This window comes from Aurantimonas sp. A3-2-R12 (assembly GCF_036016755.1).
Lineage (GTDB): Bacteria > Pseudomonadota > Alphaproteobacteria > Rhizobiales > Rhizobiaceae > Aurantimonas > Aurantimonas coralicida_A.
In genome coordinates this window covers 85,731-111,582 of sequence record NZ_JAYXIH010000001.1, presented here as the reverse complement: position 1 = coordinate 111,582, position 25,852 = coordinate 85,731, and the positions used below count along the sequence as shown (strand labels likewise).

Annotated in this window: 22 protein-coding genes and 1 tRNA gene; 9 read left to right on the top strand and 14 right to left on the bottom strand. The window is 64.5% G+C overall.

The window, feature by feature from the left end:
• Window positions 1-131: 131 nt before the first annotated feature.
• From VSX60_RS00505 to pcsA, 3 genes are all read right to left on the bottom strand, one after another.
• Window positions 132-1,433 carry an amidohydrolase family protein gene (locus VSX60_RS00505; protein ID WP_327622152.1) on the bottom strand — a complete coding sequence of 434 codons (1,302 nt, stop codon included), beginning with the start codon at window positions 1,431-1,433 and terminating at the stop codon, window positions 132-134.
• A 126-nt stretch (window positions 1,434-1,559) separates the two neighbouring features.
• Entirely contained in the window at window positions 1,560-2,534 is a 975-nt protein-coding gene (locus tag VSX60_RS00500) for a quinone oxidoreductase family protein (RefSeq protein WP_327622151.1), read from the bottom strand.
• Window positions 2,535-2,662: 128 nt separating this feature from the next.
• The gene (gene pcsA, locus VSX60_RS00495) at window positions 2,663-3,388 is read right to left on the bottom strand and encodes a phosphatidylcholine synthase (protein WP_327622150.1); all 726 of its coding nucleotides are present in this window, start codon (window positions 3,386-3,388) and stop codon (window positions 2,663-2,665) included.
• A 155-nt stretch (window positions 3,389-3,543) separates the two neighbouring features.
• Between pcsA and VSX60_RS00490 the strand changes: the two genes are divergently transcribed.
• Window positions 3,544-4,758: a UbiH/UbiF family hydroxylase gene (locus VSX60_RS00490; RefSeq protein ID WP_327622149.1), complete on the top strand. Its 1,215-nt coding sequence runs from the start codon at window positions 3,544-3,546 to the stop codon at window positions 4,756-4,758.
• Here VSX60_RS00490 and VSX60_RS00485 read toward each other — a convergent pair.
• On the bottom strand, window positions 4,726-5,688 hold the full coding sequence (locus VSX60_RS00485; protein ID WP_327622148.1) for an AEC family transporter: 963 nt from the start codon (window positions 5,686-5,688) through the stop codon (window positions 4,726-4,728). The genes VSX60_RS00490 and VSX60_RS00485 overlap by 33 nt on opposite strands.
• A gap of 125 nt (window positions 5,689-5,813) precedes the next feature.
• On the opposite strand from VSX60_RS00485, the gene hspQ reads away from it, so the two are divergent.
• Window positions 5,814-6,137, top strand: a complete 324-nt coding sequence (gene hspQ, locus VSX60_RS00480; protein WP_327622147.1) for a heat shock protein HspQ — start codon at window positions 5,814-5,816, stop codon at window positions 6,135-6,137.
• A gap of 104 nt (window positions 6,138-6,241) precedes the next feature.
• On the opposite strand, the gene VSX60_RS00475 is transcribed toward hspQ, so the two are convergent.
• The gene (locus tag VSX60_RS00475) at window positions 6,242-6,910 is read right to left on the bottom strand and encodes an invasion associated locus B family protein (RefSeq protein WP_327622271.1); all 669 of its coding nucleotides are present in this window, start codon (window positions 6,908-6,910) and stop codon (window positions 6,242-6,244) included.
• A gap of 223 nt (window positions 6,911-7,133) precedes the next feature.
• Here VSX60_RS00475 and VSX60_RS00470 point away from each other — a divergent pair, with 223 nt between their 5' ends.
• A complete protein-coding gene (locus tag VSX60_RS00470) occupies window positions 7,134-8,978 on the top strand; it encodes an extracellular solute-binding protein (protein ID WP_327622146.1) in 1,845 nt (614 codons plus the stop codon).
• Here the strand turns inward: VSX60_RS00470 and VSX60_RS00465 are convergent.
• The 3 genes from VSX60_RS00465 to VSX60_RS00455 all read right to left on the bottom strand — a co-directional run bounded on the left by VSX60_RS00465 (window position 8,902) and on the right by VSX60_RS00455 (window position 13,605).
• Entirely contained in the window at window positions 8,902-9,729 is an 828-nt protein-coding gene (locus VSX60_RS00465) for a hypothetical protein (protein WP_327622145.1), read from the bottom strand. The two genes, VSX60_RS00470 and VSX60_RS00465, sit on opposite strands and share 77 nt — an antisense overlap.
• A gap of 76 nt (window positions 9,730-9,805) precedes the next feature.
• A complete protein-coding gene (gene mfd / locus VSX60_RS00460) occupies window positions 9,806-13,312 on the bottom strand; it encodes a transcription-repair coupling factor (protein ID WP_327622144.1) in 3,507 nt (1,168 codons plus the stop codon).
• A complete protein-coding gene (locus tag VSX60_RS00455) occupies window positions 13,309-13,605 on the bottom strand; it encodes an FAD assembly factor SdhE (protein ID WP_327622143.1) in 297 nt (98 codons plus the stop codon). Before VSX60_RS00455 ends, mfd begins: the two co-directional genes overlap by 4 nt.
• Window positions 13,606-13,699: 94 nt before the next feature.
• Here VSX60_RS00455 and recG point away from each other — a divergent pair, with 94 nt between their 5' ends.
• Window positions 13,700-15,802, top strand: a complete 2,103-nt coding sequence (gene recG / locus VSX60_RS00450; RefSeq protein WP_327622142.1) for an ATP-dependent DNA helicase RecG — start codon at window positions 13,700-13,702, stop codon at window positions 15,800-15,802.
• 13 nt (window positions 15,803-15,815) lie between these two features.
• Here the strand turns inward: recG and VSX60_RS00445 are convergent, their stop codons facing one another.
• The 4 genes from VSX60_RS00445 to VSX60_RS00430 form a co-directional block, all read right to left on the bottom strand.
• Window positions 15,816-16,523: a DUF502 domain-containing protein gene (locus tag VSX60_RS00445; protein ID WP_327622141.1), complete on the bottom strand. Its 708-nt coding sequence runs from the start codon at window positions 16,521-16,523 to the stop codon at window positions 15,816-15,818.
• Between the two features lie 130 nt (window positions 16,524-16,653).
• A complete protein-coding gene (gene glmS / locus VSX60_RS00440) occupies window positions 16,654-18,480 on the bottom strand; it encodes a glutamine--fructose-6-phosphate transaminase (isomerizing) (protein WP_327622140.1) in 1,827 nt (608 codons plus the stop codon).
• A 107-nt stretch (window positions 18,481-18,587) separates the two neighbouring features.
• Complete coding sequence (glmU, locus tag VSX60_RS00435) at window positions 18,588-19,964, bottom strand: bifunctional UDP-N-acetylglucosamine diphosphorylase/glucosamine-1-phosphate N-acetyltransferase GlmU (protein ID WP_327622139.1); 1,377 nt, start codon at window positions 19,962-19,964, stop codon at window positions 18,588-18,590.
• Window positions 19,965-20,043: 79 nt separating this feature from the next.
• Window positions 20,044-20,784: a cytochrome c biogenesis CcdA family protein gene (locus VSX60_RS00430; protein ID WP_327622138.1), complete on the bottom strand. Its 741-nt coding sequence runs from the start codon at window positions 20,782-20,784 to the stop codon at window positions 20,044-20,046.
• Between the two features lie 251 nt (window positions 20,785-21,035).
• Between VSX60_RS00430 and VSX60_RS00425 the strand changes: the two genes are divergently transcribed.
• The 5 genes from VSX60_RS00425 to VSX60_RS00405 all read left to right on the top strand — a co-directional run bounded on the left by VSX60_RS00425 (window position 21,036) and on the right by VSX60_RS00405 (window position 23,573).
• Window positions 21,036-21,111: transfer RNA gene (locus VSX60_RS00425), tRNA-Lys, on the top strand.
• A gap of 115 nt (window positions 21,112-21,226) precedes the next feature.
• On the top strand, window positions 21,227-21,544 hold the full coding sequence (locus VSX60_RS00420; protein ID WP_327622137.1) for a hypothetical protein: 318 nt from the start codon (window positions 21,227-21,229) through the stop codon (window positions 21,542-21,544).
• A 345-nt stretch (window positions 21,545-21,889) separates the two neighbouring features.
• Entirely contained in the window at window positions 21,890-22,438 is a 549-nt protein-coding gene (locus VSX60_RS00415) for a hypothetical protein (RefSeq protein WP_327622136.1), read from the top strand.
• A gap of 241 nt (window positions 22,439-22,679) precedes the next feature.
• Window positions 22,680-23,027 (top strand): hypothetical protein, encoded by a 348-nt coding sequence (locus VSX60_RS00410; RefSeq protein WP_327622135.1) that lies wholly within the window; start codon window positions 22,680-22,682, stop codon window positions 23,025-23,027.
• Between the two features lie 123 nt (window positions 23,028-23,150).
• Window positions 23,151-23,573: a DUF4864 domain-containing protein gene (locus VSX60_RS00405; protein WP_327622134.1), complete on the top strand. Its 423-nt coding sequence runs from the start codon at window positions 23,151-23,153 to the stop codon at window positions 23,571-23,573.
• A gap of 5 nt (window positions 23,574-23,578) precedes the next feature.
• Here the strand turns inward: VSX60_RS00405 and tgt are convergent, their stop codons facing one another.
• Together tgt and queA are read right to left on the bottom strand one after the other, a co-directional pair.
• The gene (tgt, locus tag VSX60_RS00400; RefSeq protein ID WP_327622133.1) at window positions 23,579-24,712 is read right to left on the bottom strand and encodes a tRNA guanosine(34) transglycosylase Tgt; all 1,134 of its coding nucleotides are present in this window, start codon (window positions 24,710-24,712) and stop codon (window positions 23,579-23,581) included.
• Window positions 24,709-25,800: a tRNA preQ1(34) S-adenosylmethionine ribosyltransferase-isomerase QueA gene (gene queA / locus VSX60_RS00395; RefSeq protein WP_327622270.1), complete on the bottom strand. Its 1,092-nt coding sequence runs from the start codon at window positions 25,798-25,800 to the stop codon at window positions 24,709-24,711. Before queA ends, tgt begins: the two co-directional genes overlap by 4 nt.
• Window positions 25,801-25,852: the final 52 nt, after the last annotated feature.

Below are 25,852 nucleotides of genomic sequence, written 5' to 3'. Positions count from 1 at the left end.
ATAGTTAAACTATCTCTTTGCAAGTCCGGACTTCGGCGTGCCACCTCCCCACGGTCGGGACTCATCGCAACGGACGTAGTGCCGACCCGCCATGCCTATCTGCCCGGCTTCGATCGTCGCTTATCAAGTGATCAATCGGAATCGCGTCCGGCTTGCGGCGCGTAGGCGGCGGCATCGACAATCGCATCGCGGCCGTCGAGGAACAATCGGCTCACCCGTGGTTCCGATCGGGCGAGTATCCGCCCTCTTCGCACCACCGCCAGTCGATGCGCCTTGAGGCGGATGGCCTCGATCGGGTCCGCCGCCTGCAGGACGAGGAAATCGGCGTGGTTGCCGACAGCGAGGCCATAACCGTCGAGCCCCATGACCCGAGCGGAATTGACGGTGACCGCGTCGAAGCAGGCGCGCATCGCCTCGCGCGAGGTCATCTGGCCAACGTGGATGGCCATGTGCGCGACCTCGAGCATGTCGCCGGAGCCGAGCGCGTACCAGGGGTCCATCACGCAGTCGTGGCCGAAGGCGACGTTGATCCCGGCGGCCATCAGTTCCGGCACGCGGGTCATGCCACGGCGCTTGGGATAGCTGTCATGGCGGCCCTGCAACGTGATGTTGATCAGCGGGTTCGGGATGACATGCATTCCAGCTTCGTGGATCAAGGGGATCAGCTTCGAGACGTAATAATTGTCCATCGAATGCATGGAGGTGAGGTGAGAGCCGGCGACCCGGCCCTGAAGCCCGTGCCGGATAGTTTCAGCCGCCAGGGTCTCGACATGGCGGGACAGGGGGTCGTCGGATTCGTCGCAATGCATGTCGACGGGAAGGCCCCGCTCGGCGGCGATCCGGCAGAGCGCCGCGACCGAGGCGGCCCCCTCCGCCATCGTTCGCTCGAAATGCGGAATGCCGCCGACGATATCGACGCCCATGTCCAGAGCGCGGGCGAGCGCGTCGGCGGCGCCGGGCGCGCGCAGATAGCCATCCTGCGGAAACGCCACGAGTTGCAGGTCGAGATAAGGTTTGACCCGGTCCCTGACCTCGAGCAGCGCTTCGACAGTGACGAGACGCGGGTCGCTGACGTCGACATGGCTGCGGATGGCGAGCAGGCCTTGCGCGACGGCGAGATCGCAGTAGCGCAGCGCTCGCTCGACCAGAGCCTCGCGGGTCAGGAGCGGCTTCAACTCGCTCCACAGCGCGATGCCCTCCAGCAGCGTTCCGGACTGGTTCATCCGGGGGAGACCCAGCGACAGTGTGGCGTCCATGTGGAAATGCGGATCGACGAAGGGCGGCGAGACCAAACGATTGGAGGCGTCGATCGTCGCGGCGGCTTCGGCACCGATGCCGCGTTCGACGGCGGCGATCCGGCCGTCGCGGACCGCGATGTCGATCCCGGTGCGGCCATCGGGCAAATTGGCGTTGGTGACGATGAGGTCGAACATCGGATCGCTCCAGCGCGCGTATGGTCAGTCCTGGCGGCCCCCGTTGCGTCGTATGCAAGGCGTTTGCACCGAAGTGGCGCCGCCGCAATTCCCACGCGACGGCGTCCTCGGTCCGGAAGCAAACAGCTAGATCGTCAAGACGGTCGCGCCGGTCGTCTTTCGCCCTTCGAGATCGCGGTGCGCCTGGGCCGCCTCGGACACCGGATAGGTCTGGCCGATGGTGATCTTTACCACGCCCGATTCGATGACGTCGAACAGCGCCTTGGCCGAGGCGTCGAGTTCCTCGCGATTGGTGTTGTAGCCGAACAGGCTCGGTCGGGTCGCGTAGAGCGATCCCTTCTGGTTGAGAATGCCGAGGTCGATATCTGGCAGTTTGCCGGAGGACTGGCCGAAGGCGACCCACAGGCCGCGATTCTTCAGGCAATCGAGGCTTCCCGGAAAGGTGTCCTTGCCGACCGAATCGTAGACGACGTCGCATTTGCGTCCGTCGGTGATCTCCCTCACTCGTTCGACGAAATCCTCCTCGCGGTAGTTGATCACATGGTCGCAGCCGTTCTCGCGGGCCAGCTTGCACTTTTCCGGCGTGCCGGCTGTTCCGATCACGGTCGCGCCGAGATGCTTGGCCCATTGTCCGGCGATCAGGCCGACACCGCCGGCTGCGGCGTGGAACAGAAGGACCGTGTCCGGCCCTACCTTGAAGGTCCGCCGCAGAAGATATTCCGCCGTCATGCCCTTCAGCATGATCGCCGCGGCGGTCTTGAAGTCGATCGAGTCGGGCAGCTTCACGGCCTTGTCCGCCTCGGTCACGAGCCGTTCGGCATAGCTGCCGGTGACGCCGTTATAGGCGACGCGGTCACCCACCTGGAAGCGGTCGACCCCCTCCCCGACTTCGGAGACGACGCCCGCACCCTCCTTGCCGAGAACGAAGGGCATCGTCGGTGACTTGTAGACCCCGGTGCGGAAATAGACGTCGATGAAGTTGAGGCCGGCCGCCTTCTGATCGACCAGAATCTGGCCGGGACCCGGCCGACCCGGATCGTGATCCTCCCACTTCAGGACCTCCGGGCCACCCACTTCGTGAACGACAATTGCCTTGCTCATGCTTCACTCCCGTTATTCCCAGATCACGATGAAATCGAAACCTTCGATCCGGTTTCGTCGTCATCGAGTCCATAAACTCAGCGCGGAATGCGGGTGGAAAACCGGTTCCCACTTTTCCTCATTCCGCGCTAATCGTGCGAAACGCCCCGCAGGCGGTCGACCATCTGGAGGACGCCGCCGATGGCGAACAGATAGAGGCCGGAGGCGACAAGTCCCCATTTGATCCACCACAGCGGCGCGAAGTCGGAAAACAGCGCGGCGAGCCCCAGAACGGACCAGATCGCGAAGACGCCGAGATTGACGCCACGCAACCGCTCGACGCGCACCGGATGCAGGAATTTGATTGGCAGGAAAGTTGCCGCGGAGCAGAAGACCACGAACGCGAATGCGGTCCACTCGTTCGGCTGAATGGCGAAAAACGTGAAGACGACCATGTTCCAGGCGACCGGAAATCCGCGAAAGAAATTGTCCTTCGTCTTCATGCGGAGGTCCGCATAATAGATCGCGCTGGAGATGACGATCAGCGCCGCGGCGACGAACGACCATGGCCGGCCGATCATGCCCGATAGATAGAGAGCGACGGCGGGGATCATGACGAAGGTCGCATAGTCGATAATCGAATCAAGGAGATCCCCCGACCAATTGGGTAGCACCCGCTTGATCTCGATCCGCCGGGCCAGCGGTCCATCGATCCCGTCGACGAACAGCGCGAAGCCCAACCAACCGAACATCGCTACCCAGCGCTGCTCCGCCGCCGCAATGACCGACATGAACGCGAGGAAGGCACCGCTGGCGGTCAAAAGATGCACGCCGAAGGCGCGCCATTTATCGAAGGCGGTGACTTCGTCTGCCATAAATCCCCACGCTGCGCTGTCGCTTTTCGCCGCCCCTCGGCCAACGACCATTGCCATCCGCTGTAACCGGCGTATGTCGGGATTCCAAGCGAAACGAGCGACACCGCTCGCGGTTTCCGACCATTTCACCGGATAAACGGCGGGAGATTGTGCAAGTGGCCACAGAGCGTAGAGAGATCGCCGTCGTCGGAGGCGGATTGGCGGGAACCGCCACCGCGCTGGCTTTTGCCGCCGCCGGCTTCGACACCGTGCTGATCGCGCCGAAGTCGACGCCGGATGGGCGCAGCACCGCGCTTTTGGGCGATTCTGTCGCCTTTTTGTCCAGTCTGGGCGTAATGGATCGGCTCGGCGCAAAAGCGGCGCCCTTGGCGGTGATGCGGCTCATCGACGACACCAAGCGCCTGTTTCGCGCGCCGGTCGTGGAGTTCCGCGCCAGCGAAATCGGCCTGGCCTCATTCGGCTACAATGTTCTCAACGCCGATCTCCAGGCGGCGCTCAGCGAGGGCGTCGCGGAGGCGACGGAGTTGGAGGTTCGGGAGACGGCAGCACGGGGCTTCACGATCGAAGGCGACCGGGCCGTGGTGACGCTCGAGGATGGGGGGTCCTATTGCGTCGAGCTGGTCGTGGCCGCCGACGGGCGCCGCTCGCCAATGCGCGAGGCGGCCGGAATCGGCGTCCGGCAATGGACCTATCCGCAGAGCGCCATCGTCTTCAACTTTCGCCATCGCATCGATCATCATTCCGTCTCGACGGAATTCCATACGCGGGCCGGCCCGTTCACGCAGGTGCCGCTGCCCGGCCGGCGTTCATCCCTCGTGTGGGTCGAGGAGCCCGAGCTGGCAGAACTCTATGTCGACCTGAAGCCGGACCGGCTCGCGCGCATGGTCGAGGACAAGATGCATTCGATTCTCGGTTCGGTCGAAATCGAGGAGCCCATCCAGCGCTTTCCGCTGTCCGGGGCATCGGTCGACCGGATGACCGGCGAACGCCTCGCTCTCGTCGGAGAAGCGGGCCATGCGTTTCCGCCGATCGGGGCGCAAGGGCTCAATCTCGGCTTGAGGGATTGCGAGGCGATCGTCCGTTTCGCCACCGAAAGCCGCGATGATCCCGGTCAGCGAGGGGCGCTGTCGCGTTACGAAGCGGCCCGCCGGGCCGACGTCCGCTCGCGCACCGTCGGGGTCGATCTTCTCAACCGCTCGCTTCTCGCCGACTTCCTGCCCACGCAGCTCGCGCGGACCGCCGGGTTGGCCGCTATGCGGAGCGTTCCGCTTCTGCGCCAGTTCGCCATGCGGGAGGGTTTGTCGCCCGGCGCGGGCCTCGCCGGAGTTTCCCGATCACTACGCGAAGGGATCGGCCGGAACGATCCCTGAGGAAATCAGGAAGAGCAACAGCGTGACCGAGGCGACGGAGAACACCGTCGTCACCAGGACCGAGGCCGAGGCGCGCTCCACCCACACGCCGTATTGCTGCGCGATGACGAAGACGTTGGTCGCCGTCGGCAGGCTGGCGAGCAGGATCGCGCTCTTCACCCAGACCGGATTGAAGTTGCCGAACAATCCCAGCAGCAGCCACACGGCAAGCGGATGCAGCACGAGCTTGATCGGCACGATATAGCCAAGTTCCACCGGCACCCGTTTCAATGGCCGCAGCGCCAGCGTCACCCCCATCGCGAATAGCGCGCAGGGCGCCGCCGCGTTGGCGAGAAGCTGGAGGAAGCGGTCCACAGGCTCCGGCGGCGTGGCCCCGACGATGGCGGCGGCGACCCCGAGGGCGGTCGCGATGATGAACGGATGTGTGACGATCTTGACCACTACGCCGAGCGCGATCTTCGCCGGTGATCCCTTGCGATCGCCGCCCAGCGCCATCATCAGCGGCGCCATGGTGAAATGCAGGGTGTTGTCGAAACAAAAGATCAGCGCCACCGGAACCGCGGCTTCCGGGCCGATGGCGACAAGGGCCAGTCCCGGACCCATATAGCCGATATTGCCGTAGGCTCCGGCGAGCCCCTGAATCGTCGCAACGGGAATGTCGCCCCGCGTTCTCGCCAACGCCACCGCGAAGCCCAGGGCGAAGATGACGAAAGTTGCCAGCGTCGTCGCGACGATAAAGCCGCCGCTGGCGAGCTTTTCGACCGGGGTTTTCGACAAAAGCTGGAAGAACAGCGCCGGCAGCGCGATATAGATGATGAAGACATTGAGCCAGGCGAGCCCGTCGACCGGATGGCGGACGATCCGACCGGTGGCGAATCCGAGCGCGATCAGGCCGAAGAACGGCGAGATCAGGCCGACGATCGCGATCAACGGGCAGTCCGGAGCGTGAGGAAACGCGTCATCGGTGTGCGGTTCGTCGGCGGCGGCGACAGACGCGCTTGCGTTGTCGCTTCGAGATTGGCTATTGCCGGTCCCTTAAGGGAGTCGTGAATTTGATGCAAACTGCCCGCTTCTTCATTGGACAAGTCGTCTGCCATCGCATGTATCCGTTCCGCGGTGTCATTTTCGACGTGGATCCAGAGTTCGATAACACCGAAGAATGGTATAACTCGATCCCAGAGGACGTGCGTCCGCGCAAGGACCAGCCATTCTATCATCTCTTCGCCGAGAACGCGGAGAGCGAATATATCGCCTATGTCTCGGAGCAAAACCTCCTGCCCGACGAGACCGGGGTCCCGGTTCGCCATCCCCAGATCGGCGAGATCTTCGATGGCCCCATCGATGGTTCGTACCAACTGAAAGGTGCCCACCGCAATTGAACCTGCCGCAGTCGCGAGACGGCGTGCCGCGCGCGGACAAGCAAACGGCGGCTGACGCCGCCGTTTGATCCTTCGGAAAATGGTCCCGCCGAGCCAGGCCTTGCTTATTGCGCGGCGGGCTTGGCCTCGCCGGTGTTGTCCTTGGCCGCCTTCTGGGCATCCTCGAACTTCTTGCGCCGCTCGTCGGCTTGCTTCTGCAAGGCCTCGTTCAGCTCCTTCTGGCGCTGGGCCAGCTCCGGCTCAGCCTTGGGAGCCCCGTCGAAGGCCTGGGTGAATCCGGACAGGCTGATCGGGATCGGATTGGCCTGGCGCTGGAAGTTGATCGACGTCACCGTCATCTGCTTGCCGCGTTTCATCGAAGCGACCAGGGCGTCGGTCAGTTCAGCCTCGGCGATGCAGCGGTCGGCGAAGCAGACCGAGTAGTTCAGGGTCTGCGGCTTTTCGTCGTCGACCTTCATCTGAACGCCAGCGGGAATGACCCGTCCGGTCGGGACCACGGCCTGGATGACCTTCTGGTTCACCTTGCCCTTGACGTTGATCAGGTTGACCGCGGTGATCAACTGCCGCGTATCGGCGATCATCGTGTATTGGGTGTTGCAGATTTCGTTTTCACCCTGGGTCGAGCAGACCTTGAACCATTCGGCGGGAATCGCCTGGGCTTGTGCGGGGTTGGCAGCCCGCGCTTGGCCGGCGGCGGGCTTGGCGTCCTGGGCGATCGCCCCTGAAACGCCGACGGCAAGCGTCGCAAGTCCGACCAGCCCGGCGGCGAGCATCGTGGTGGAAGCGTTCGACAAACGGTGCGTCACAGGCCTCAAATCCTCTCGGCATAAACAAAATCGGGAAACAGTGTTCCTTAGCGGCCCACGCCCTGTTTCGCAAATGCGGCCGTTTGAAGGCCTCGGTTGCGCTGCGCCCGCCGTTGTCGCGGTAGGCAAGACAGGGCTTTGCCGTTAGAATCGCGAAACGCAGACAACCATCGGGAGCTCGTCCATCCGCATGCAGATCCTTTTTTCAGCCAAGCGCCGCGCGAGCTTCCTGGCGCCTGTCGTCGTGGCTCTTCTCGCGGCGTTCACCGTGCCCGGTACGGCCGAGCCTCAGCATGCGATCGCCATGCAGGGTGAGCCGGCCCTGCTCGCGAATTTCGAGCGTCTGCCCTTTGTGAACCCGGACGCGCCGCAGGGCGGCACGATGCGTTACGGCGTCTTCGGGGCCTTCGACAATCTCAACCCGGTGATCGTGCGCGGCGCGCTGACCACGGCGCGGGGCATCTGGTTCGACAAGGAATTCGGCAATCTGGTCTTCGAGCCTATGATGCAGCGCTCGGCGGACGAACCCTTCACCATGTACGGGCTGCTTGCCGAAACCGTCGAGACCGACGCCGAGCGCAGCTTCGTGGAATTCCAGCTCAATCCGGCGGCGAAATTTTCCGATGGCGAGCCCGTCCGGCCGGAGGACGTGCTGTTCACGGTCGAGATGCTGCGCGAGCATGGCCGGCCGATGTACGCCAACTGGCTGCGGCCGGCGGTCAAGATCGAGAAGGCTGGCGCAAACGGCGTTCGCTTCACCTTCGACGCGACCGCCGACCGCGAAACTCCTCTCCTCATTTCAGGGCTGCCGGTGCTTCCCGAGCACGCCTTCGATCGCGACACGTTTGAGCGGACGACATTGGAGCCGGTGACCGGCTCGGGGCCGTATCTGATCGACAAGGTCGAGCCCGGCCAGCGCATCACCTACAAGAAGAACCCGGATTATTGGGGCCGCGACCTGCCCATCAAGCAAGGCGTCGACAACTACGACACCATCGTCATCGAGTATTTTCGCGATTCCAACGCCCAGTTCGAGGCGTTCAAGAAGGGGCTGTCCTACGTCTATATCGAGGGCGATCCGAACCATTGGCGCACGGCCTATGATTTTCCCGCGGTGACGAACGGCGACGTCGTCAAGGAGACCTTCACCTCCGGCGCACCGTCGAACATGCTCGCCTTCGTGTTCAACACCCGCCGGCCGGTTTTCGAGGATCGAGCGGTCCGGAAGGCGCTGTCGATGCTGTTCGACTTCGAATGGGCCAACCGCAATCTTTATTACGACGCCTACAAACGGACGGGGAGCTTCTTCCAGAATTCCGAGCTGTCCAGTGCCGGCAATCCGGCATCCGAGGCCGAAAAGGCGCTGCTTGCGGACTATGCCAATCAGATTGATCCGGATGTCATGGATGGGACCTATGCGCCCCCGGCGACCGATGGCAGCGGCAGCGATCGCAAGGTGCTGCAGGCGGCGGCCAAGGCTTTCCAGGAAGCCGGCTACCGCTTCGAGGGGCGCTCGCTCGTCAGTCCCGACGGCAAGCCGCTGTCGTTCGAGATTCTGGTGCAATCGCCGGAACAGGAGCGGATCGGCCTCGCCTATAAGCGGACCCTCGACCGAATCGGCGTCCAGACGACGATCCGGCAGGTCGACGACGCCCAGTATCAGGCGCGCAAGTCAGCCTACGACTTCGACATGATCATCGCGACCTACAGCGCCTCGCTGTCGCCAGGCGCCGAGCAGGTCTATCGCTGGGGATCGATCTCGAAGGACGCCAACGGAACGTTTAATTTCGCCGGCGTCGCCGACCCGGCCCTCGACAAGCTGATTAACGAGATCGTCTCGGCACGTAGCCGCGAGGCCTTCGTCGACGCGGTGCGCGCCTATGACCGGGTGCTGATTTCGGGCCACTATGTCGTGCCGCTGTTCCACCTGCCGGAGCAGTGGCTGGCCCGCTGGAAGTTCATTGAGCACCCCGAAACGACGCCGCTTTATGGCTATCAGCTGCCGACGTTCTGGAAGGCGCCGGACGCAAAATAGCGCGCCCTGGGGCGACGAGCGGCCGCCATGGCTCTTGGCCTGACGTTTGAGACGCCGTCGGCGTCTGCTTCGCGGTATCGGCGTCCGGCGACACGCCGGTATCGACCGGGTCGCTGGCACCGGGTGGCGCGTCGGTCCGGGTATCCGGCACTGTCGTCTGTGCTAGGGTGGCCGAAACCACTACGGCCAACTGCATCGGCAAGAGCCGTCCGACCTTGTCGGACAGGCCGATGATGGTGTTGGCGAGAAGCTTTCCGACCTTGCCCTCCACCGTGCAGACCAGCGTATCGAGGTCGCCGTTCGCCATCCGCTCGCCCTTGCAGGACACTGCGTCGTCGAGCCGGACCTTGTCGGGCGACAGGCCGACATAGTCGAGAACCGCGCCATTGGTGCTCGGTTGGCACCCCATCCGGAAATCCAGGACGACATCGGTCGGCGTCGATGCGAAACGCGTCACCCGGTGGCGGCTCTGGTCCCAACGGAGATTGGTGTCGATCGGAATGAAGGCGGGAATCGGCAAGCCGACGAGCGATGAAACCGTGCGCAGATCGAACTGGAGCGGCTGGCAAATGTCAGCGGCGTTCAAGCGGTCCTCGATCGCGACCAGCGTTGCGAGATCGGCATCGATGCGTTGGTCAGCTTCGACATCCTGGGCATGCGCGCTGGAAGCGATCGCAAGGGACACAGCGATCGCGGCGAAAAGACGCTGCCTGACGGCGGACCGGGAAAGCGAGAGACGATATTTGATCATCCGTGCGCCTTCGCCCGCCCAGACGGCCAAATTGTGGAAGGGGCATCAGGGGGATACGGCCCTTTCCGCCTTTCCGTCACGCAGCCTTTTTCTGTACCTCGTCCGCGAAGCGCGCCAGTTGGGTCGCCACCGTCGCCGCGCCGTTGAGCCGCTTGTCCGCCGTCGGCCAGTCGCGGATGAGGACGACCGACTGATCGGCGCGGATCTTCGCCGACGCGCCCTGCTCGGCGATGTAGCGGACGAGCGCGCCGGGGTTGGGGAAGGTCTTCTCCCGGAAGGTGATGACGATGCCCTTCGGCCCGGCGTCGAGCTTCTCGATATTGGCCTTGCGGCACAGGGACTTGATGAACACCACCTTGAGGAGATGTTCGACTTCGGCCGGTAACGGCCCGAAGCGATCGATGAGCTCGGCGCCGAAGGCGTCGATCTCGCGCGCGTCGGAGAGGTCCGCCAGCCGCCGGTAGAGCGTCATGCGAAGCTGCAGATCGGGCACGTAGCCCTCCGGGATCATCACCGCGGTGCCCAGCGCGATCTGCGGCGACCACTGGCCATCGCTCTCCAGCTCTTCGCCCTTCATCTCCGCGACCGCCTCTTCCAGCATCTGCTGGTAGAGTTCGAAGCCAACCTCCTTGACGTGGCCGGACTGCTCGTCGCCGAGCAGATTGCCGGCGCCGCGCTGGTCGAGGTCGTGGGAGGCCAGCTGGAAGCCCGCGCCGAGCGTATCGAGCGATTGCAGCACTTTGAGCCGCCGGTCGGCGCCCTTGGTCGGCGTCTTGTTCGCCGGAATGGTGAGCAACGCGTAGGCGCGCACCTTGGAGCGGCCGACACGACCGCGAAGCTGGTAAAGCTGCGACAGGCCGAACATGTCGGCCCGATGGACGATCATCGTGTTGGCCGACGGGATGTCGAGACCGGATTCGACGATCGTCGTCGACAGCAGCACGTCGTATTGCCCCTCGTAAAAGGCGTTCATGATGTCGTCGAGTTCACCCGCCGCCATCTGGCCGTGGGCGGTCGCCACCTTCAGCTCCGGCACGTCCGAATCGAGAAACGCCTTTACGTCGGCCAGATCGGAGACGCGCGGACAGACATAGAAGCTCTGCCCGCCGCGATAGCGCTCGCGCAGCAAGGTCTCGCGCACCACCAGCGGATCGAAGGGCGACACGAAGGTGCGGACCGCCATGCGGTCAACCGGCGCCGTGGTGATCAGCGACAGTTCGCGAACGCCGGTCAGTGCCAGTTGCAAGGTGCGCGGGATCGGCGTCGCCGACAGCGTCAGCACGTGGACGTCGGATTTCAACTCCTTGAGCCGCTCCTTGTGCTTGACGCCGAAATGCTGCTCCTCGTCGATGATCAGCAGCCCCAGATTCTTGAAGCTGATGGCCTTGCCGAGCAGCGCGTGGGTGCCGACGACGATGTCGACGGTGCCTTCGGTGACGCCCTTCTTGGTCGCTGCGAGTTCCTTCGACGTCACCAGCCGCGAGGCCTGTGCGACATTCAGCGGCAGGCCGCGGAAGCGCTCCGCGAAGGTCTTGTAGTGCTGGCGGGCCAGCAAAGTGGTCGGCACGACGACGGCGACCTGCAGGCCGTTCATCGCCGCGATGAACGCCGAGCGCATCGCCACCTCGGTCTTGCCGAAGCCGACGTCGCCGCAGATCAGCCGGTCCATCGGCCGCCCGAGCGCCAGATCGTCGGCCACCGCGTCGATGGCGTTCATTTGGTCCTCGGTTTCCTCATAAGGGAACCGGGCGGCGAATTCGTCAGTGAGCCCTTCCGGCGGTAGCAGCTTCGGCGCGCCGCGCATCTGCCGCGCGGCGGCGATGCGGATCAGCCCGTCCGCCATGTCGAGCAAGCGCTTCTTCAGCTTGGCCTTACGGGCCTGCCAGGCGCCGCCGCCAAGCTTGTCGAGCATTGCCTCCGAGCCCTCGCCGCCATAGCGCGACAACAGCTCGATATTCTCTACCGGCAGGAACAGCCGGTCCTCGCCGGCATAGCGCAGTTCCAGGCAATCGTGCGGCGCGCCCGCCGCCTCGATGGTCTTCAGGCCGACGAAGCGGCCGATGCCGTGATCGACATGGACGACGATATCGCCCTCGTCGAGACCGGAGACCTCGGCGATGAAATTCTTGGCGCGCTTTTTGCGGCCCCGCCGCACCAGTCGGTCGCCGAGAATGTCCTGTTCGCCGACGACGGCGAGATGGGGGGTCTCGAAGCCCGCCTCAATGCCGAGGACGGCGGTCACGACGAGGTTCTTGGGGGCTTCGTTCAGCTTCTTGAGGTTGTCGACGGGCTTCAGGCCTTCGAGCCCGTGTTCCTCGACGACCTGGCTGAGGCGCTCTCGCGAGCCCTCGCTCCAGGCCGCTAGCAGCACGCGTTTGCCGTCGGCGCGCAGCCGGCCAATATGGTCGACCGCCGCCTGAAAGACGTTGACGTCGCCGCTTGCGCGCTCGGCCGCGAAATTGCGGCCTCGGCTGATCTCGAGATTGAAGACGACATGATTGGCGGCGTCGCTCGCGCCATAGGCCGACAGGCGGATCGGGTCAGCACTGGCCAGACCGCCCGCCAGTTCGTCCTCCGACAGATAAAGATCGTCCGGATCGACCGGATGGTAGGGAATGGACTCCCCGCTGGCCTCGCCGGCATTGCGTTTGCGTGACTCGTAATGATCGCCAATCGTCTCGCGTCGCTCGCCGACCGCTTCGAGCGCCAGGTGGTCGAGAACCATCGGAAAGCCGTGGCAATAGTCGAACAGCGTGTCGAGCTTTTCGTAGAACAGCGGTAACCAGTGCTCCATCCCGGAGAAACGCTTGCCCTCGCTGATCGAGCTGTAGAGCGCGTCGTTGCGCTGTGCGGCGCCGAAGCGCTTGACGTAATTGGTACGGAAGCGGCTGACCGTCTCCTCGCGCAAGGTGATCTCGGAGACCGGCGTGAGTTCGAAGCTCTGCAATTGCCGGGTCGTGCGCTGGGTCGCGGGGTCGAAGCCGCGGATCGTCTCCAGCGTATCGCCGAAGAAGTCGAGGCGCACCGGCTCCTCCTCGCCCGGCGCGAAGAGATCGAGAATGCCGCCGCGCACCGCGAATTCGCCGCGCTCGCGCACGGTGGCGACCCGATCGAAACCGCCGCGCTGGAGGGCGCGCACGATGTCTTCCATGGCGATGCGGTTGCCGGCCTTGGCCGCGATCGTTTCCTCGCCGAGAACAGCGGCCGGCGGCATCTTCTGCAACAGCGCGTTCGCCGTCGTGAGAATCAGCGCGCGGTGCGGTTCGCGGCGCAACGCCCCGAGCGCGGCCATCGCCGATAGGCGGCGCGCCGCCACCTCGCCCGAGGGTCCGACCCGGTCGTAGGGCAGGCAATCCCAGCCAGGCAGCGTCAGCACCGGCAGCTCGGGCGCCACGAATTTGAGCGCGTCCTCGAGTTCGCCAATCCGGTTGCCGTCGCGCATGACGTAGACCACCGGCTTCTTCGCGCCGCGTAGGCGCGCGATATCGGCGAGAAGAAACGCCTCGTAGCCGTCGAGGACGTTGCCGATCTCAAGGCCCGCGCCTTTCGTCAGCGCTCTTTTCAACGGCTCAGGCAGACTCATGGCCGAGGCTCCTCCTCCACCACGTGGAAGTCCCGAATCCGCCGGAACACGCTGGTGTCGAAATTCGCCGGCGTTGCCGTTTCCCCGGTCAGCCACTGAAAAAGATCGCGGTCGGGCGCTTCCATCAATTGCTCGTAGTCGTGGAGCTCGGCGTCGGTCAGACGGTCGATCTCGGCGTCGGCGAAACGGCCGAGCACCAGATCCATCTCGCGGATGCCCCGATGCCAGGACCGGAACAACGCCTTGCGGCGGCGGACGTCGAGATCGCTCGAAGAGCGCTGCATACCAGTCATATCGAACCTGTCGTGTGAGTAAGGCTTCTATATAGGGCTGGACCGGCCCTGTCAGCCTTGCCATCGGCCCATATCCGACTAAACCTCGCCCTCGATGCGCCCTTCGATCCTCGACCCGCTGTTTGCCCCCGTGACGACGCTGGAAGGCGTGGGACCCAAGGTCGCAAACCAGTTCCAGACGCTGCTGGTCGGAACCGGCGAGACCGTGCGCGTCCGCGACCTCCTGTTCCACCTTCCGACCGGCCTGATCGACCGGCGCAAGCGCGCCGAAATCGCGACCGCACCGGAGGGCGGGATCGTGACGCTGACGGTTCGCATCGACCGCCACCAGACGCCCGGACGGGCGGCGAAATCGGCGCCATACAAGGTGTTCGCCCAGGACGCGACCGGCGAGATCGCCCTCACCTATTTCCGCGGTCAATCCGGCTGGCTAGAAAAGCTCCTACCAATCGGCGAGACGATGATCGTGTCCGGCCGGGTGGAGTGGTTCAACGGCCGCCCGTCGATGGTCCATCCCGACTTCGTAGCGTCGGTTGACGAAGCCGAATCACTATCCCTGGTCGAACCGGTCTATCCGATGACCGCCGGGCTCTCGCCCAAGATCCTGCGCAAGGCGATAGGCCAGGCAGTGGAGCGCCTGCCGACGATCCGGGAGTGGATCGATCCGTCGATCGTCGCCAAGCACGGCTTCCCGGACTTCGGAGCCGCGCTGAAGCGCCTGCACGATCCGTCCGACGAACGCGATCTGGCGCCCGAGGGCGCCGCCTTCAGCCGGCTCGCCTATGACGAGTTCCTGGCCAGCCAATTGGCTCTCGCGCTGTCGCGGCAACGCATGAAGAAGGCGCGCGGCCGCCCGCTCACCGGCTCCGGCGCCCTTGCGGCGCGGCTTCGGGCGGCGCTTCCCTTCGTTCTCACGGCAGCCCAGCAAGGTGTCATCGCCGAGATCCTCGCTGATATGGCGGACGAGGACCGGATGCTGCGCCTGCTGCAGGGCGATGTTGGCGCAGGCAAGACGGTAGTCGCGCTGATGGCGATGGCAACGGCGGCCGAGGCCGGGGCGCAATCGGCGCTGCTTGCCCCGACCGAAATTCTGGCGCGCCAGCATTTCGATAGCCTCTCGAAGCTCTGCGAGGCGGTCGGGCTAAAGATCATCCTCCTCACCGGCCGCGATACCGGCAAGGCGCGGGCCGCCAAACTCGAAGCCATCGGCTCGGGCGAGGCGCAGATCGTCGTCGGAACCCACGCGCTGTTTCAGGAGGGGGTCGAGTACCGCGATCTCGGCCTCGTCGTCGTCGACGAGCAGCATCGCTTCGGCGTTCACCAACGGCTGAGCCTGACCGCCAAGGGACGCGCGGCCGATCTGCTGGTGATGACCGCGACGCCGATCCCGCGCACCCTCGTCCTTGCCGCCTTCGGCGACATGGATGTCTCGCGGCTTGAAGGCAAACCCGCCGGGCGCAAACCGATCACCACCGTCGCCGTACCGATGGAGCGGCTCGACGAGATCGTCGATCGCGCCGGCCGGGCGATGGCGGCTGGCGACCGGCTTTATTGGGTCTGTCCGCTGGTCGAGGAATCGGAAAAGAGCGACCTGATGGCGGCCGAGGAGCGGTTTCGCCAGCTCAAGGGTCTGTTCGGGGACATGGTCGGGCTCGTCCACGGCCGGATGAGCGGTGAGGAGAAGGACGCCGCGATGGCCGCCTTCAAGGCCGGGCGCACGAAACTCGTCGTTGCGACGACGGTGATCGAAGTCGGGGTCGACGTGCCGGACGCCTCGATCATCGTCATCGAACACGCCGAGCGCTTCGGCCTGTCGCAACTGCACCAGCTGCGCGGCCGGGTTGGACGCGGTGAGAAGGCCTCGTCCTGCGTGCTTTTATATCGCGCGCCGCTCGGCGAGACGGCGGCGGCCCGCATCGCGGTCATGCGGGAAACCGAGGACGGCTTCCGCATCGCCGAGGAGGATCTGAAGCTGCGCGGCGAAGGCGATCTCCTCGGGACCCAGCAGTCGGGCATGCCGTTCTTCCGAATCGCCTCGATGGAACATCACGCCCATCTGATGGAGATAGCCCGCGATGATGCGCGGTTGATCCTCGCGACCGACGGCGATCTGAAATCCGAGCGCGGCGAAGCGCTCCGCACGCTCCTCTATCTGTTCGGCAAGGACGAGGCGGTGCGGCTGCTGCGCTCCGGTTAGAGCATCGGTGGCGCTACTCGGCCGGCTCGATCGGCCGCTCGGTCCGCTTCTCGCGCGCGGCGACCACGCGCGAGGCTTTCGCCATGCTGACCGGCTTGTCCTGGCGCACCACCTCATCCGGCGACACCAGCCCTGCCGAAATGACCAGCCGCAACGCCGCCTCGATGCTCATATCGAGCACCCGCACGTCCTCCCGCGGCACGAAGAGCAGGAAGCCCGACGTGGGGTTGGGTGTCGGCGGCAGGAAGACGGCGAGCATTTCCTCGCCCTGGTCGGAAAGCACCGTCGCGATCTCGCCGCGGGCGGTCGTCGCCACGAAGACGAGACACCACACGCCCTTGCGCGGATATTCCATCAGTGCCGCTGTCTTAAACGACGACGACCGGTCGGCGAGGACCGTCTCGAAAATCTGCTTGAGCGCCGTGTAGACGGAGCGCACCAACGGCGTTCGGCTGAGCAGGTGCTCGCCCCATCGGACCACCGTCCGGCCGATGAAATTGGCGGTCAGGAAGCCAACCAAGGTGATCAGCACCAGCGCCACGATCAGGCCGAAACCCGGGACGGCAAAGGGCAGATAGGAATCGGGAAGATATTGGACCGGGATATAGGGCTTCACCCAGCCATCGACCCAGCCCATGAACGACCAAGTGATCCAAGCCGTGATCGCCAGCGGCGCGCAGACGATGAACCCGGTCAGGAAATAATTACGCAGACGAGCCATTATCGCCAATAATCCCTAGCGCCAGTACGGCGCCCTGCAAAGGCGCCGCAGACGCCAAGCGATTGAAACATCGCGATCCGACACTGCAATTGCAAGATGATTGCCGCAATTGCGAAGACGACGGCTCGGCTTATTCGACGGTGACCGACTTCGCCAGATTGCGCGGCTGGTCGACATCCGTGCCCATCTGGATGGCGGTGTGATAGGCGAGCAATTGCAAGGGGATCGCGTAGACGATCGGGGTCAGGATTTCCGGCATGTCCGGCAGGACGATCATCTCAGCGCCCTCCACCGCGCCGCTGGCCGCGCCTTTGACGTCGGTGATCAGGATGATCTCGCCGCCGCGCGCCGCGACCTCCTGCATGTTGGAGACCGTCTTTTCGAAACTCCGGTCGTGGGGTGCGATGACGACGACCGGCATGGTCTCGTCGATCAAGGCGATCGGCCCGTGCTTCAATTCGCCGGCCGCGTAGCCTTCGGCGTGGATGTAGCTGATCTCCTTGAGCTTCAGCGCACCTTCCATTGCCAGCGGGAAGGAGAAGCCCCGTCCGAGGAACAGTGCGTGCCGCTTTGTCGCCATGTTCCGCGACAGCACCTCGATCCGGTCTTCGAGCTGGATCGCCTCGTTGGTCAGCCGCGGCGCTTCGGCCAGAATACGGGTGAGTTCAAGTTCGCGGTCGGGCGAAATCACCCCCCGGTCGACGCCCGCCTTGATCGCCAGCGCGGCGAGCGCCATCAGTTGGCAGGTGAAGGCCTTGGTCGACGCGACGCCGATCTCGGGGCCGGCCAGCGTCGGCAGCACGAAATCGGATTCACGCGCGATGGTCGATTCCTGCACATTGACCACCGAGGCGATTTGCAGCCCCTCGGCCTTGGCGTAGCGTAGCGAGGCGAGCGTGTCCGCGGTCTCGCCGGACTGCGAGACGAACAACGCCAGATCGACGTCGCCGAGCGGGCTTTCGCGGTAGCGAAATTCCGACGCGACATCGAGATCGCAGGGAATCCGAGCATAACGCTCGAAGTAGTAACGGCCGACCAGTGCCGCGTAGTATCCGGTGCCGCAGGCCGACAGCGCCATCCGGTCGACCTTGGCGAAATCGAGCGCCTGTCCGTTCGGAATCCGCGTTCGCCCGGTCGTCATATCGACGAAAGCGCCGAGGGTGTGAGACAGCACCTCCGGCTGTTCGTAGATTTCCTTCTGCATGAAATGCCGGTGATTGCCCTTGTCGACATAGAACGCCTTGCCGACAGAGCGCCGGATCTCGCGGGTCACCGGCCTGGCATGCGCGTCGAAGATATCCACCCCGTCATGGGTCAGGACGACGAAATCGCCCTCTTCCAGATAACGGACCGTGTCGGTGAAGGGCGACAGCGCTATCGCGTCGGAACCAAGGAACATCTCGCCCTCGCCTTCGCCAACCGCAAGCGGGCTGCCGCGGCGGGCGCCGATCAAGAGATCTTCTTCGCCGTTGAACAGGAAGCCAAGCGAGAAGGCGCCTTCCAGCCGCCCCAGCACGGCATGGACGGCATCCTTGGGCGACAGGCCGCGTTTGAGCTCGCGCGTCACCAGGTGGGCGATCGTCTCGGTGTCGGTCTGGCTTTCGAAGGTCACGCCCTCGGCTTCGAGCTCGGCCTTGAGGTCGCGGTAGTTCTCGATAATGCCGTTGTGGACGACGGCGAGCGCCTCGGTCGCATGCGGATGGGCATTTGGCTCGGTCGCCGCGCCATGGGTCGCCCAGCGGGTGTGGCCGATGCCGATCGTGCCGTTGAGCGGCGCGTCGTCGAGACGCTTGGCCAGGTTGACCAGCTTGCCCTCGGCCCGGCGGCGGGTGAGCACCCCTGCTTCGAGCGTCGCGACGCCGGCCGAGTCATAGCCCCGGTATTCCAGGCGCTTCAACGCGTCGACGAGACGATCCGCGACTGGTTCGCGACTGATGATGCCGATGATTCCGCACATGGGATGGTCCTTGGATGTGTCGCTCGAACGAAGCGGCGGGACGGCGAGATGGACGACGTTCTAGCGTCCACCGCCGCTTGCCGGGATTCACGTTTGGTATCGCGAGATTACGCCGGGTCGGGTCGTTTGGTGGCGGTCATGGCGGCTTTCGCCGCCGCGTTGCGTTCGGTGATCTGGCGGCCGCGATCGGGCTTGGTCACCTGGCGCCCGCGGGCGATGGCCAGCGCCCCATCCGGCACATCCTCGGTGACCACACTGCCCGTCCCGACATAGGCGCCGTCGCCCACCCGTACCGGCGCAACGAGCGCCGAGTTCGACCCGATAAAGGCGCCTTCGCCGATTTCGGTCAGGTGCTTCAGCGCGCCGTCGTAATTGCAGGTGATCGTGCCCGCGCCGATATTGGCCTTCGCGCCCACGGTCGCGTCGCCGACATAGCTGAGATGATTGACCTTGGCGCCGGTGGCGAACTGGGCGTTCTTCACCTCGCAGAAATTGCCGACCTTGGTGTTTTCCGCGAGCCGCGTGCCGGGGCGCAAGCGCGCGAACGGACCGATCGAGGCTCCCTCGCCGATCGTCGCGCCCTCGATATGGGAGAAGGCGTGGATCACGGCGCCGGCGGCCACCGCAACGCCCGGACCGAACACGACATTCGGCTCCACGAAGGCGTCGGCGGCGATCTTCGTGTCATGGGCGAAGAACACACTCGTCGGATCCATCAGCGTCACCCCGTCGAGCATCGCCTGACGTCGCCGCGCGATCTGCCAGAGCGCTTCGACGGCGGCGAGTTCCAGCCGCGAGTTGACGCCGAGCACCTCGTCGGCATCGGCTTCGATGGCCTTGACGCTGCGGCCGGCGCGGCGGGCGATCTCGACCAAATCGGTCAGGTAATATTCGCCCTTGGCATTGTCGTTGCCGATCGCGTCGAGCATATCGAGCGCACGGTCTCCGGCGAACGCCATGACGCCGGCATTGCAGAAGTCGACGGCGCGTTCGGCCTCGCTGGCGTCCTTTTCCTCCCGGATCGCGACAAGCTCGCCGCTCTCTTCGATCAGCCGGCCGTAGCCGGTCGGATCGGTGGGCCGAAAGCCGACGACGCAAATTTCGGCCCCTTCGGCGAGTGCGGCCCGCGCGCGCGAAAGCGTTTCCGGCCGGATCAGCGGCGTATCGCCGAACAAGACGAGGACATCGTTGCAGCCTTCGGAGATAGCGTCGCGCGCGGCGAGCACCGCGTGGGCCGTGCCCAGGCGCTCGGTCTGCGGATAGGTCGCGACCTCGGCGATATCCTGGCGGACCGCCGCCTCGACGGCCTCGCCGTCACGCCCGACCACGACGGCAACGCGGTTCGAGCCGGCATCTCGTGCCGCACGGGCGACGTGCCGGATCATCTCCAGGCCAGCCACCGCGTGCAGCACCTTGGATTTGGACGATTTCATTCGGGTGCCTTCGCCGGCAGCCAGAATGATCGACAGGCAGTTTCTCGCCATCGGCAACTCGCAAAAATCACATCAAGACGGCGAGGCCTTAGCACAGGCTGTCCGAAAAAGGATGTGTCGGCGGCCGCGATCAGCCGATGGTCTGGAACACCGGGAAATTCTCCAGCAGCCAGAACGACATCGTCTGCATGCTGCCGGTCAGGAACAAGACGCCGGTGACAACCAAGAGGCCTCCCATCACCTTCTCCACCGTGGCGAGATGCGCCTTGAAGCCGTTCATCCAGCGGAAGAAGGCCCCGGAGAACGTTGCCGCGAGAATGAACGGAATGCCGAGGCCGGCCGAGTAGAATGTGAGCATCAGCGCGCCCTCCCCGACCGTGCCCTTGGCGCCGGCCAGACCGAGAATTGCTCCGAGCACTGGCCCGATGCACGGCGTCCAGCCGAAGGCGAAGGCCAACCCCATCAGATAGGCGCCGACGACGCTGCGCGGCTTGTCGGGCGCGGTTAGCCGGGCTTCCTTCGACAGGAAGGACAGCCGGAAGACGCCGAGGAAATTCAGGCCCATGATGATGATCGCGATGCCGGCGACGATGCCGAGCCAATCGAGATTTTGCCGAAGAACCTGGCCGATCGTGCTGGCGCCGGCGCCGAGCGCCACGAATACCGTGGAAAAGCCGAGCACGAAGACGAGCGAAGTCACGATCAGCCGCGTATAGCGGGCCGAGCCGAGCTGCGGCCCGGCGCGCAATTCGTCGGCGGAGACGCCCGCCATGTAGCACAGATAGGGTGGCACCAGCGGCAGGACGCAGGGCGACAGGAACGAAAGCGCTCCCGCAAAGATAGCTGTCGGGTAGGAAAGTTCGGCGAGCAAGGCATGCCTCGGTTCTATCGCATTGATCCGATTCGCGGGTCGCCCGACACCGGCCCGGCTTCACTGCGCGCGAAACCGCCGTTTGAGGGCGACGATCTGGGACGCGGACCGTCGGCCGGGTCTTAATTGCCCGAGCGCCGCGCGGCAAATCGCAAATCCGTCACCGGGAGCGGCGATTTCCGGTTGACCGGCATATGCCGCCTTTCTATGTTCCGCCCGTTCTCGCCGGGTCGCTCGCGCCCCGGCGGTTCGAGCGCGTAGCTCAGTTGGTAGAGCAACGGACTTTTAATCTGTAGGTCCAGGGTTCGAATCCCTGCGCGCTCACCAAAACATTCAATAAATTCAATTAATTACAGCGCAGTCGCAACTTAATTTTGGCCGTTGGTTTCATTGGCGGAAGTCGATCCAGCGGTCTTCGGCCCCTACGCGAGGTAGATTCGTCATGGCAGATATTCATGCCCAGTTCGATCGAATGACCGATGCCGTCGAGAAGCTCGTCAGGGAGACCAAGCGTTTACGTCACGATGTTGCGGCGCTCCATCAGCGTATTGAACCCTTTGAGGGAGAGACGCCAATCCCGGAGCCGGATGTAAAGTTTCGAAAGATGCGCACTTTTGTTGACGTGTTCGACGCGCTTGATGAGGCGAGCCGAGGAATCAGAGGAAGCGAGTACGCGCTGACGTGTATCAGAGGAGTGATGAGCGGGATTTCGTCCGATGCGATTTCACGATCTGAAATGAAGCCGTGGCTTAAGACTTAGGCGCGACGACGGTGCGTCGCGTAGGAATCCTCGTCTCATCGTTGCCGTTGACAATCGAGCTTCGCCGCTTGGCGCAGACAAGACCGCAGTGACGTCTTTGACGCCGGAGCGACATGGCGTTTGATCGAACGCGCGCCGCCGTTATTCCCGCAGGGGTGCGGCGTGCGCGGCGGTGGTAATAACCCGCGGCGGTGGACGGCATTGTCGAATTCACGCCTCGGTCTATCACAATCGGGACCGAATTTTCTTGGCGGCCGAGTGCTTGCGATTAACCACGGCGCGATAATTCAGTGGATTGGTCTGCGAGCCGTTGCCTATTTAGGCAGATGAGATCGGAGTTTCGAAATGGCCAAAGACAATACCGACAATTCATCGAACGATATCGCCGACACTCTTGAAAGAGAGTTGAGCGACGAATTCGGCAAGGCTGTGTCGCAGTCATCGAAGAGTTCTTCAGTCCCCGCCAATCCGAAAGGCGCGACGCCGGTGGCGCTACCGCGTCGAATTGCAGGTGGGTTTCTCGGTGTGCGGGACGACCTCGACGAGCGCGCGCGCGAATGGCGGAACATGTCCCGTGCCATCGCGCAGCAGCGTCCCCTGTTGGAAACGCTGGAAGCGGAACGCGGCGCGCTGCTCGAGACATTGGCCAAGACGGCAGAGGAGGCAATTGCCGACGGCAAGGCGCTCGCGCTGCTCATGGAGAGCACCAAGAATGGTGACGTGACGGGAAATCTCACCGAGCGGTTCGACGCGAGCGTTAATACATTGGAGGAGTTGGCTGGAGTCTCGACCGCGCTGACCGACAATCTGTTGTCCCTACGATCGAGTTGGGAGCAATATTTCAGTTTGGTTCTCAAGGGCCAAGAGATGCAGGAGGGGCGTCGGCAGGACTGATCGGGCATAACCGATCACCGTTAACCGGCGATGCCGCTATATTTTGCCCGTCACCACACGGGCATTCAGCAAGTCGACGTTTCGCAGCGGACAATTCGACACAGATTGCGCCATTTTGTAATTTCCGTTAGGGAAGGAGTGCTTCTCGCGGTGGGCAAAACGTCGTTGGGAAGGCGGGCGGTGTAGCGGCTCCCACCCGCTACACCGCCCGCGCATCCGGTTCATTTGAGCATAGCCTCTGGTGCTGGAACTCGCGCCGCGAGGGCCGCCTGCACAGATGTCGACCTTTCGGCGACGATGCGACGCAAGCGTCCTTGTCCAATCGCCCTTCGACTTCCATTTTAATCCCATGACAAAAGAAATTCTTGAATCGCACGTCACGGGCACGATGCAGGCAGCGATCGACGATGTGATGGAATCCGCGGCAGCGCTGACCGACGCGGTAAACGCGGCCGCCGATCTCGGCGTGCGGGTGGAACTCGACATCGTCCCGCTTGCCAGCACCAGCCACCGCAAGGTCGTGGCCCATGTCGCTTATCCCGACGAAGGCCGGCGGCCCGAAGATCTGAATTCGGCGAACGACGGCTGAAACCGGCGTCCGCTCGGCCGTTTGAAACACGCGGCATGCGCCATCACGCGGAATTGAGCGCCGGCGGTTTGCCGCCGCGGCGGTTCCGTTCGATCCTTTTCGCGTGACGCGAAAGGAGCAAGCATGGCGAGTCGGCTGGTCATGCTGATGGCGGCGGTGGCACTGACGGGGATGGTTCTCGCTTTACCTGCCCGCGCGGGCGATGCGTCGGACGTGCGGGCCGCGATTTCCGGCCAGATCGAGGCCTTTCGGTCCGATGACGGCGCCAGCGCCTATTCCTACGCCGCGCCGAACATTCAGGCGATGTTTCCCTCGCCGCAAATCTTCATGGGCATGGTCCGGTCGGGCTACGCTCCGGTCTACCGATCCAGCAACACCGTCTTCGGCGCGCTGGAGGCCGAGGGCGCGGGCTTCCGTCAGGAGGTCTATCTCACCGACCAGAACGGGCAGAGCTGGATTGCCAGCTATACGCTGGAACGCCAGGCGGACGGGTCGATGAAGATCACCGGCTGCGCGATCCGCAAGGGCGACGATCTCGCCGCCTGAACGGCTCAGACGCGCGGTGGAATGTCTCCCCGCGCCCAATCGGCCTCGGTGGCCGCGGCGAAGTCGGCGAAGCGCCCGGCTTCGATCGCGTCCCGGATGCCGGCCATCAGCGACTGGTAGTAGGCAAGGTTGTTCCAGGTCAGAAGCATCGAGGCGAGCGCTTCATTGGAGCGCACCAGATGGTGCAGATAGGCGCGCGAATAGTCGCGCGAGGCCGGACAGTCCGAGGCCTCGTCGAGCGGGCGCGTGTCTTCCGCGTGGCGGGCGTTCTTCAGGTTCACCTTGCCGAAGCGGGTGAAGGCGAGCCCATGCCGGCCCGAGCGGGTCGGCATGACGCAGTCGAACATGTCGATCCCCCGCGCCACCGAGCGCAAGATGTCGTCCGGCGTGCCGACGCCCATCAGATAGCGGGGCTTTTCCGCCGGCATGACGGGAAGCGTCTCGTCGAGCGTCTTGAGCATCACCGCCTGCGGCTCGCCGACCGCGAGACCGCCGACGGCGTAGCCCTTCAGGTCCATGGCCGCCAGACGCTCGGCCGAGCGAATCCGCAAGTCGATGGCGTCGCCGCCTTGCACGATGCCGAACATCGCCTTGCCGGGCTGGTCGCCGAAGGCGGTGGCGCAGCGTTCGGCCCAGCGCAGCGACATCTCCATCGCCCGTTCTATCTCGGCCCGTTCCGCCGGCAGCCGAATGCACTCGTCGAGCTGCATCTGGATGTCACTGCCGAGTAGCCCCTGGATTTCGATCGCCCGCTCGGGCGTCAGCGCGTATTCAGAGCCGTCGACATGGGAGCGGAAACGCACGCCGGTCTCGTCGAGCTTGCGCAGTTTTGCCAGCGACATCACCTGGAAGCCGCCGGAATCGGTCAGGATCGGATGCGGCCAGCGAGCGAATGCGTGCAGGCCGCCGAGCCGGGCGACGCGCTCGGCGCCGGGCCGCAGCATCAGGTGATAGACATTGCCGAGGATGATGTCGGAGCCGAGCTCGCGCACCTGATCCAGATACATCGCCTTGACCGTGCCGGCGGTTCCGACCGGCATGAAGGCCGGCGTGCGCACCGTGCCGCGCGGCATGGTGATTTCGCCGCGCCGCGCCTTGCCGTCGGTGGCGAGCAGCCGGAACTGAAAGGATTCGCTCATTCCGGCACCCGATCCAGCAGGCAGGCATCGCCATAGGAATAGAAGCGGTAGCCCGTTTTGATGGCGTGGGCGTAGGCCGCCTGCATGGTCTCGAAGCCCGAGAAGGCCGAGACCAGCATGAACAGGGTCGAGCGCGGCAGGTGGAAGTTGGTCATCAGCCTGTCGACAGCCTTAAAGCGATAGCCGGGGGTGATGAAGATGTCGGTGGAGCCGGTGAAGGGTTCGATGATGCCATCGTCGCGCACCGCGCTTTCCAGAAGCCGCAGCGACGTGGTGCCGACAGCGACCAAGCGTCCACCGGCCTGGCGCGCGGCATTCAGACGCTGCGCCGTCGCCGCGCCGATCCGACCGATCTCGGCGTGCATCCGGTGCTCTGCCGTATCTTCCGCCTTGACCGGCAGAAACGTGCCTGCCCCGACATGGAGCGTCAGATATTCGGTTCCAATGCCACGTTTCGACAGTTGGTCGAGCAACGCGGGCGTGAAATGCAGGCCGGCGGTCGGCGCCGCCACGGCTCCGTCCTCGCGGGCGTAGATGGTCTGGTAGTCGGCCCGGTCGCGCTCATCGTCCGGCCGCTTGGACGCAATGTAGGGCGGCAAGGGAATGTGCCCGACCACTGCGATCGCCTGGTCCAGCGCCGGACCGGAGCGGTCGAAGTGCAAGGTTGCCTCACCGTCGTCGCCCCTGTCCTCGACGGCCGCATCGAGCGTGCCGGAAAGGCCGTCGGTTTCGTCAGGGCCGAAGGCGAGATGGTCGCCGACCCGCACCCGCTTTGCCGGGCGCAGAAAGGCCCGCCAGCGATCCGGCGCGACGCGCATGTGCAGCGTCGCAGAAATGCGCGCCCTGCCCTCGCCGTCCCGCGCATCCGGCCGCTGGCGCACGCCTTCGAGCTGGGCCGGGATGACGCGGGTGTCGTTGAAGACGAGCACGTCGCCCGGTTCGAGCAGCGACGGCAGATCCCCGACGTGACGGTCGCCGAGCGTGCCGTCCGCGCCGACGGCAAGCAAACGCGCGCTCTCCCGGGGCGACGCGGGCCGCAAGGCGATGCGGTCTTCCGGGAGCTCGAAGTCGAACTGATCGACGCGCATGCTGGGCCAGCCGGATCTGTGAATCATGACGGCGACGGATCGAACAAACCCG

Coding starts and splice junctions, on each gene's coding strand:
- mfd (WP_327622144.1), bottom strand. CDS start 13,312: ATGAGTCTGCCTGAGCCGTTGAAAAGAGCGCTGACGAAAGGCGCGGGC.
- recG (WP_327622142.1), top strand. CDS start 13,700: ATGCGCCCTTCGATCCTCGACCCGCTGTTTGCCCCCGTGACGACGCTG.
- glmS (WP_327622140.1), bottom strand. CDS start 18,480: ATGTGCGGAATCATCGGCATCATCAGTCGCGAACCAGTCGCGGATCGT.
- VSX60_RS00445 (WP_327622141.1), bottom strand. CDS start 16,523: ATGGCTCGTCTGCGTAATTATTTCCTGACCGGGTTCATCGTCTGCGCG.
- VSX60_RS00415 (WP_327622136.1), top strand. CDS start 21,890: ATGGCCAAAGACAATACCGACAATTCATCGAACGATATCGCCGACACT.
- VSX60_RS00475 (WP_327622271.1), bottom strand. CDS start 6,910: ATGCTCGCCGCCGGGCTGGTCGGACTTGCGACGCTTGCCGTCGGCGTT.
- VSX60_RS00505 (WP_327622152.1), bottom strand. CDS start 1,433: ATGTTCGACCTCATCGTCACCAACGCCAATTTGCCCGATGGCCGCACC.
- queA (WP_327622270.1), bottom strand. CDS start 25,800: ATGCGCGTCGATCAGTTCGACTTCGAGCTCCCGGAAGACCGCATCGCC.
- VSX60_RS00470 (WP_327622146.1), top strand. CDS start 7,134: ATGCAGATCCTTTTTTCAGCCAAGCGCCGCGCGAGCTTCCTGGCGCCT.
- tgt (WP_327622133.1), bottom strand. CDS start 24,712: ATGAGCGAATCCTTTCAGTTCCGGCTGCTCGCCACCGACGGCAAGGCG.
- pcsA (WP_327622150.1), bottom strand. CDS start 3,388: ATGGCAGACGAAGTCACCGCCTTCGATAAATGGCGCGCCTTCGGCGTG.
- VSX60_RS00465 (WP_327622145.1), bottom strand. CDS start 9,729: ATGATCAAATATCGTCTCTCGCTTTCCCGGTCCGCCGTCAGGCAGCGT.
- VSX60_RS00500 (WP_327622151.1), bottom strand. CDS start 2,534: ATGAGCAAGGCAATTGTCGTTCACGAAGTGGGTGGCCCGGAGGTCCTG.
- VSX60_RS00455 (WP_327622143.1), bottom strand. CDS start 13,605: ATGACTGGTATGCAGCGCTCTTCGAGCGATCTCGACGTCCGCCGCCGC.
- VSX60_RS00405 (WP_327622134.1), top strand. CDS start 23,151: ATGGCGAGTCGGCTGGTCATGCTGATGGCGGCGGTGGCACTGACGGGG.
- glmU (WP_327622139.1), bottom strand. CDS start 19,964: ATGGCGAGAAACTGCCTGTCGATCATTCTGGCTGCCGGCGAAGGCACC.
- hspQ (WP_327622147.1), top strand. CDS start 5,814: ATGCAAACTGCCCGCTTCTTCATTGGACAAGTCGTCTGCCATCGCATG.
- VSX60_RS00420 (WP_327622137.1), top strand. CDS start 21,227: ATGGCAGATATTCATGCCCAGTTCGATCGAATGACCGATGCCGTCGAG.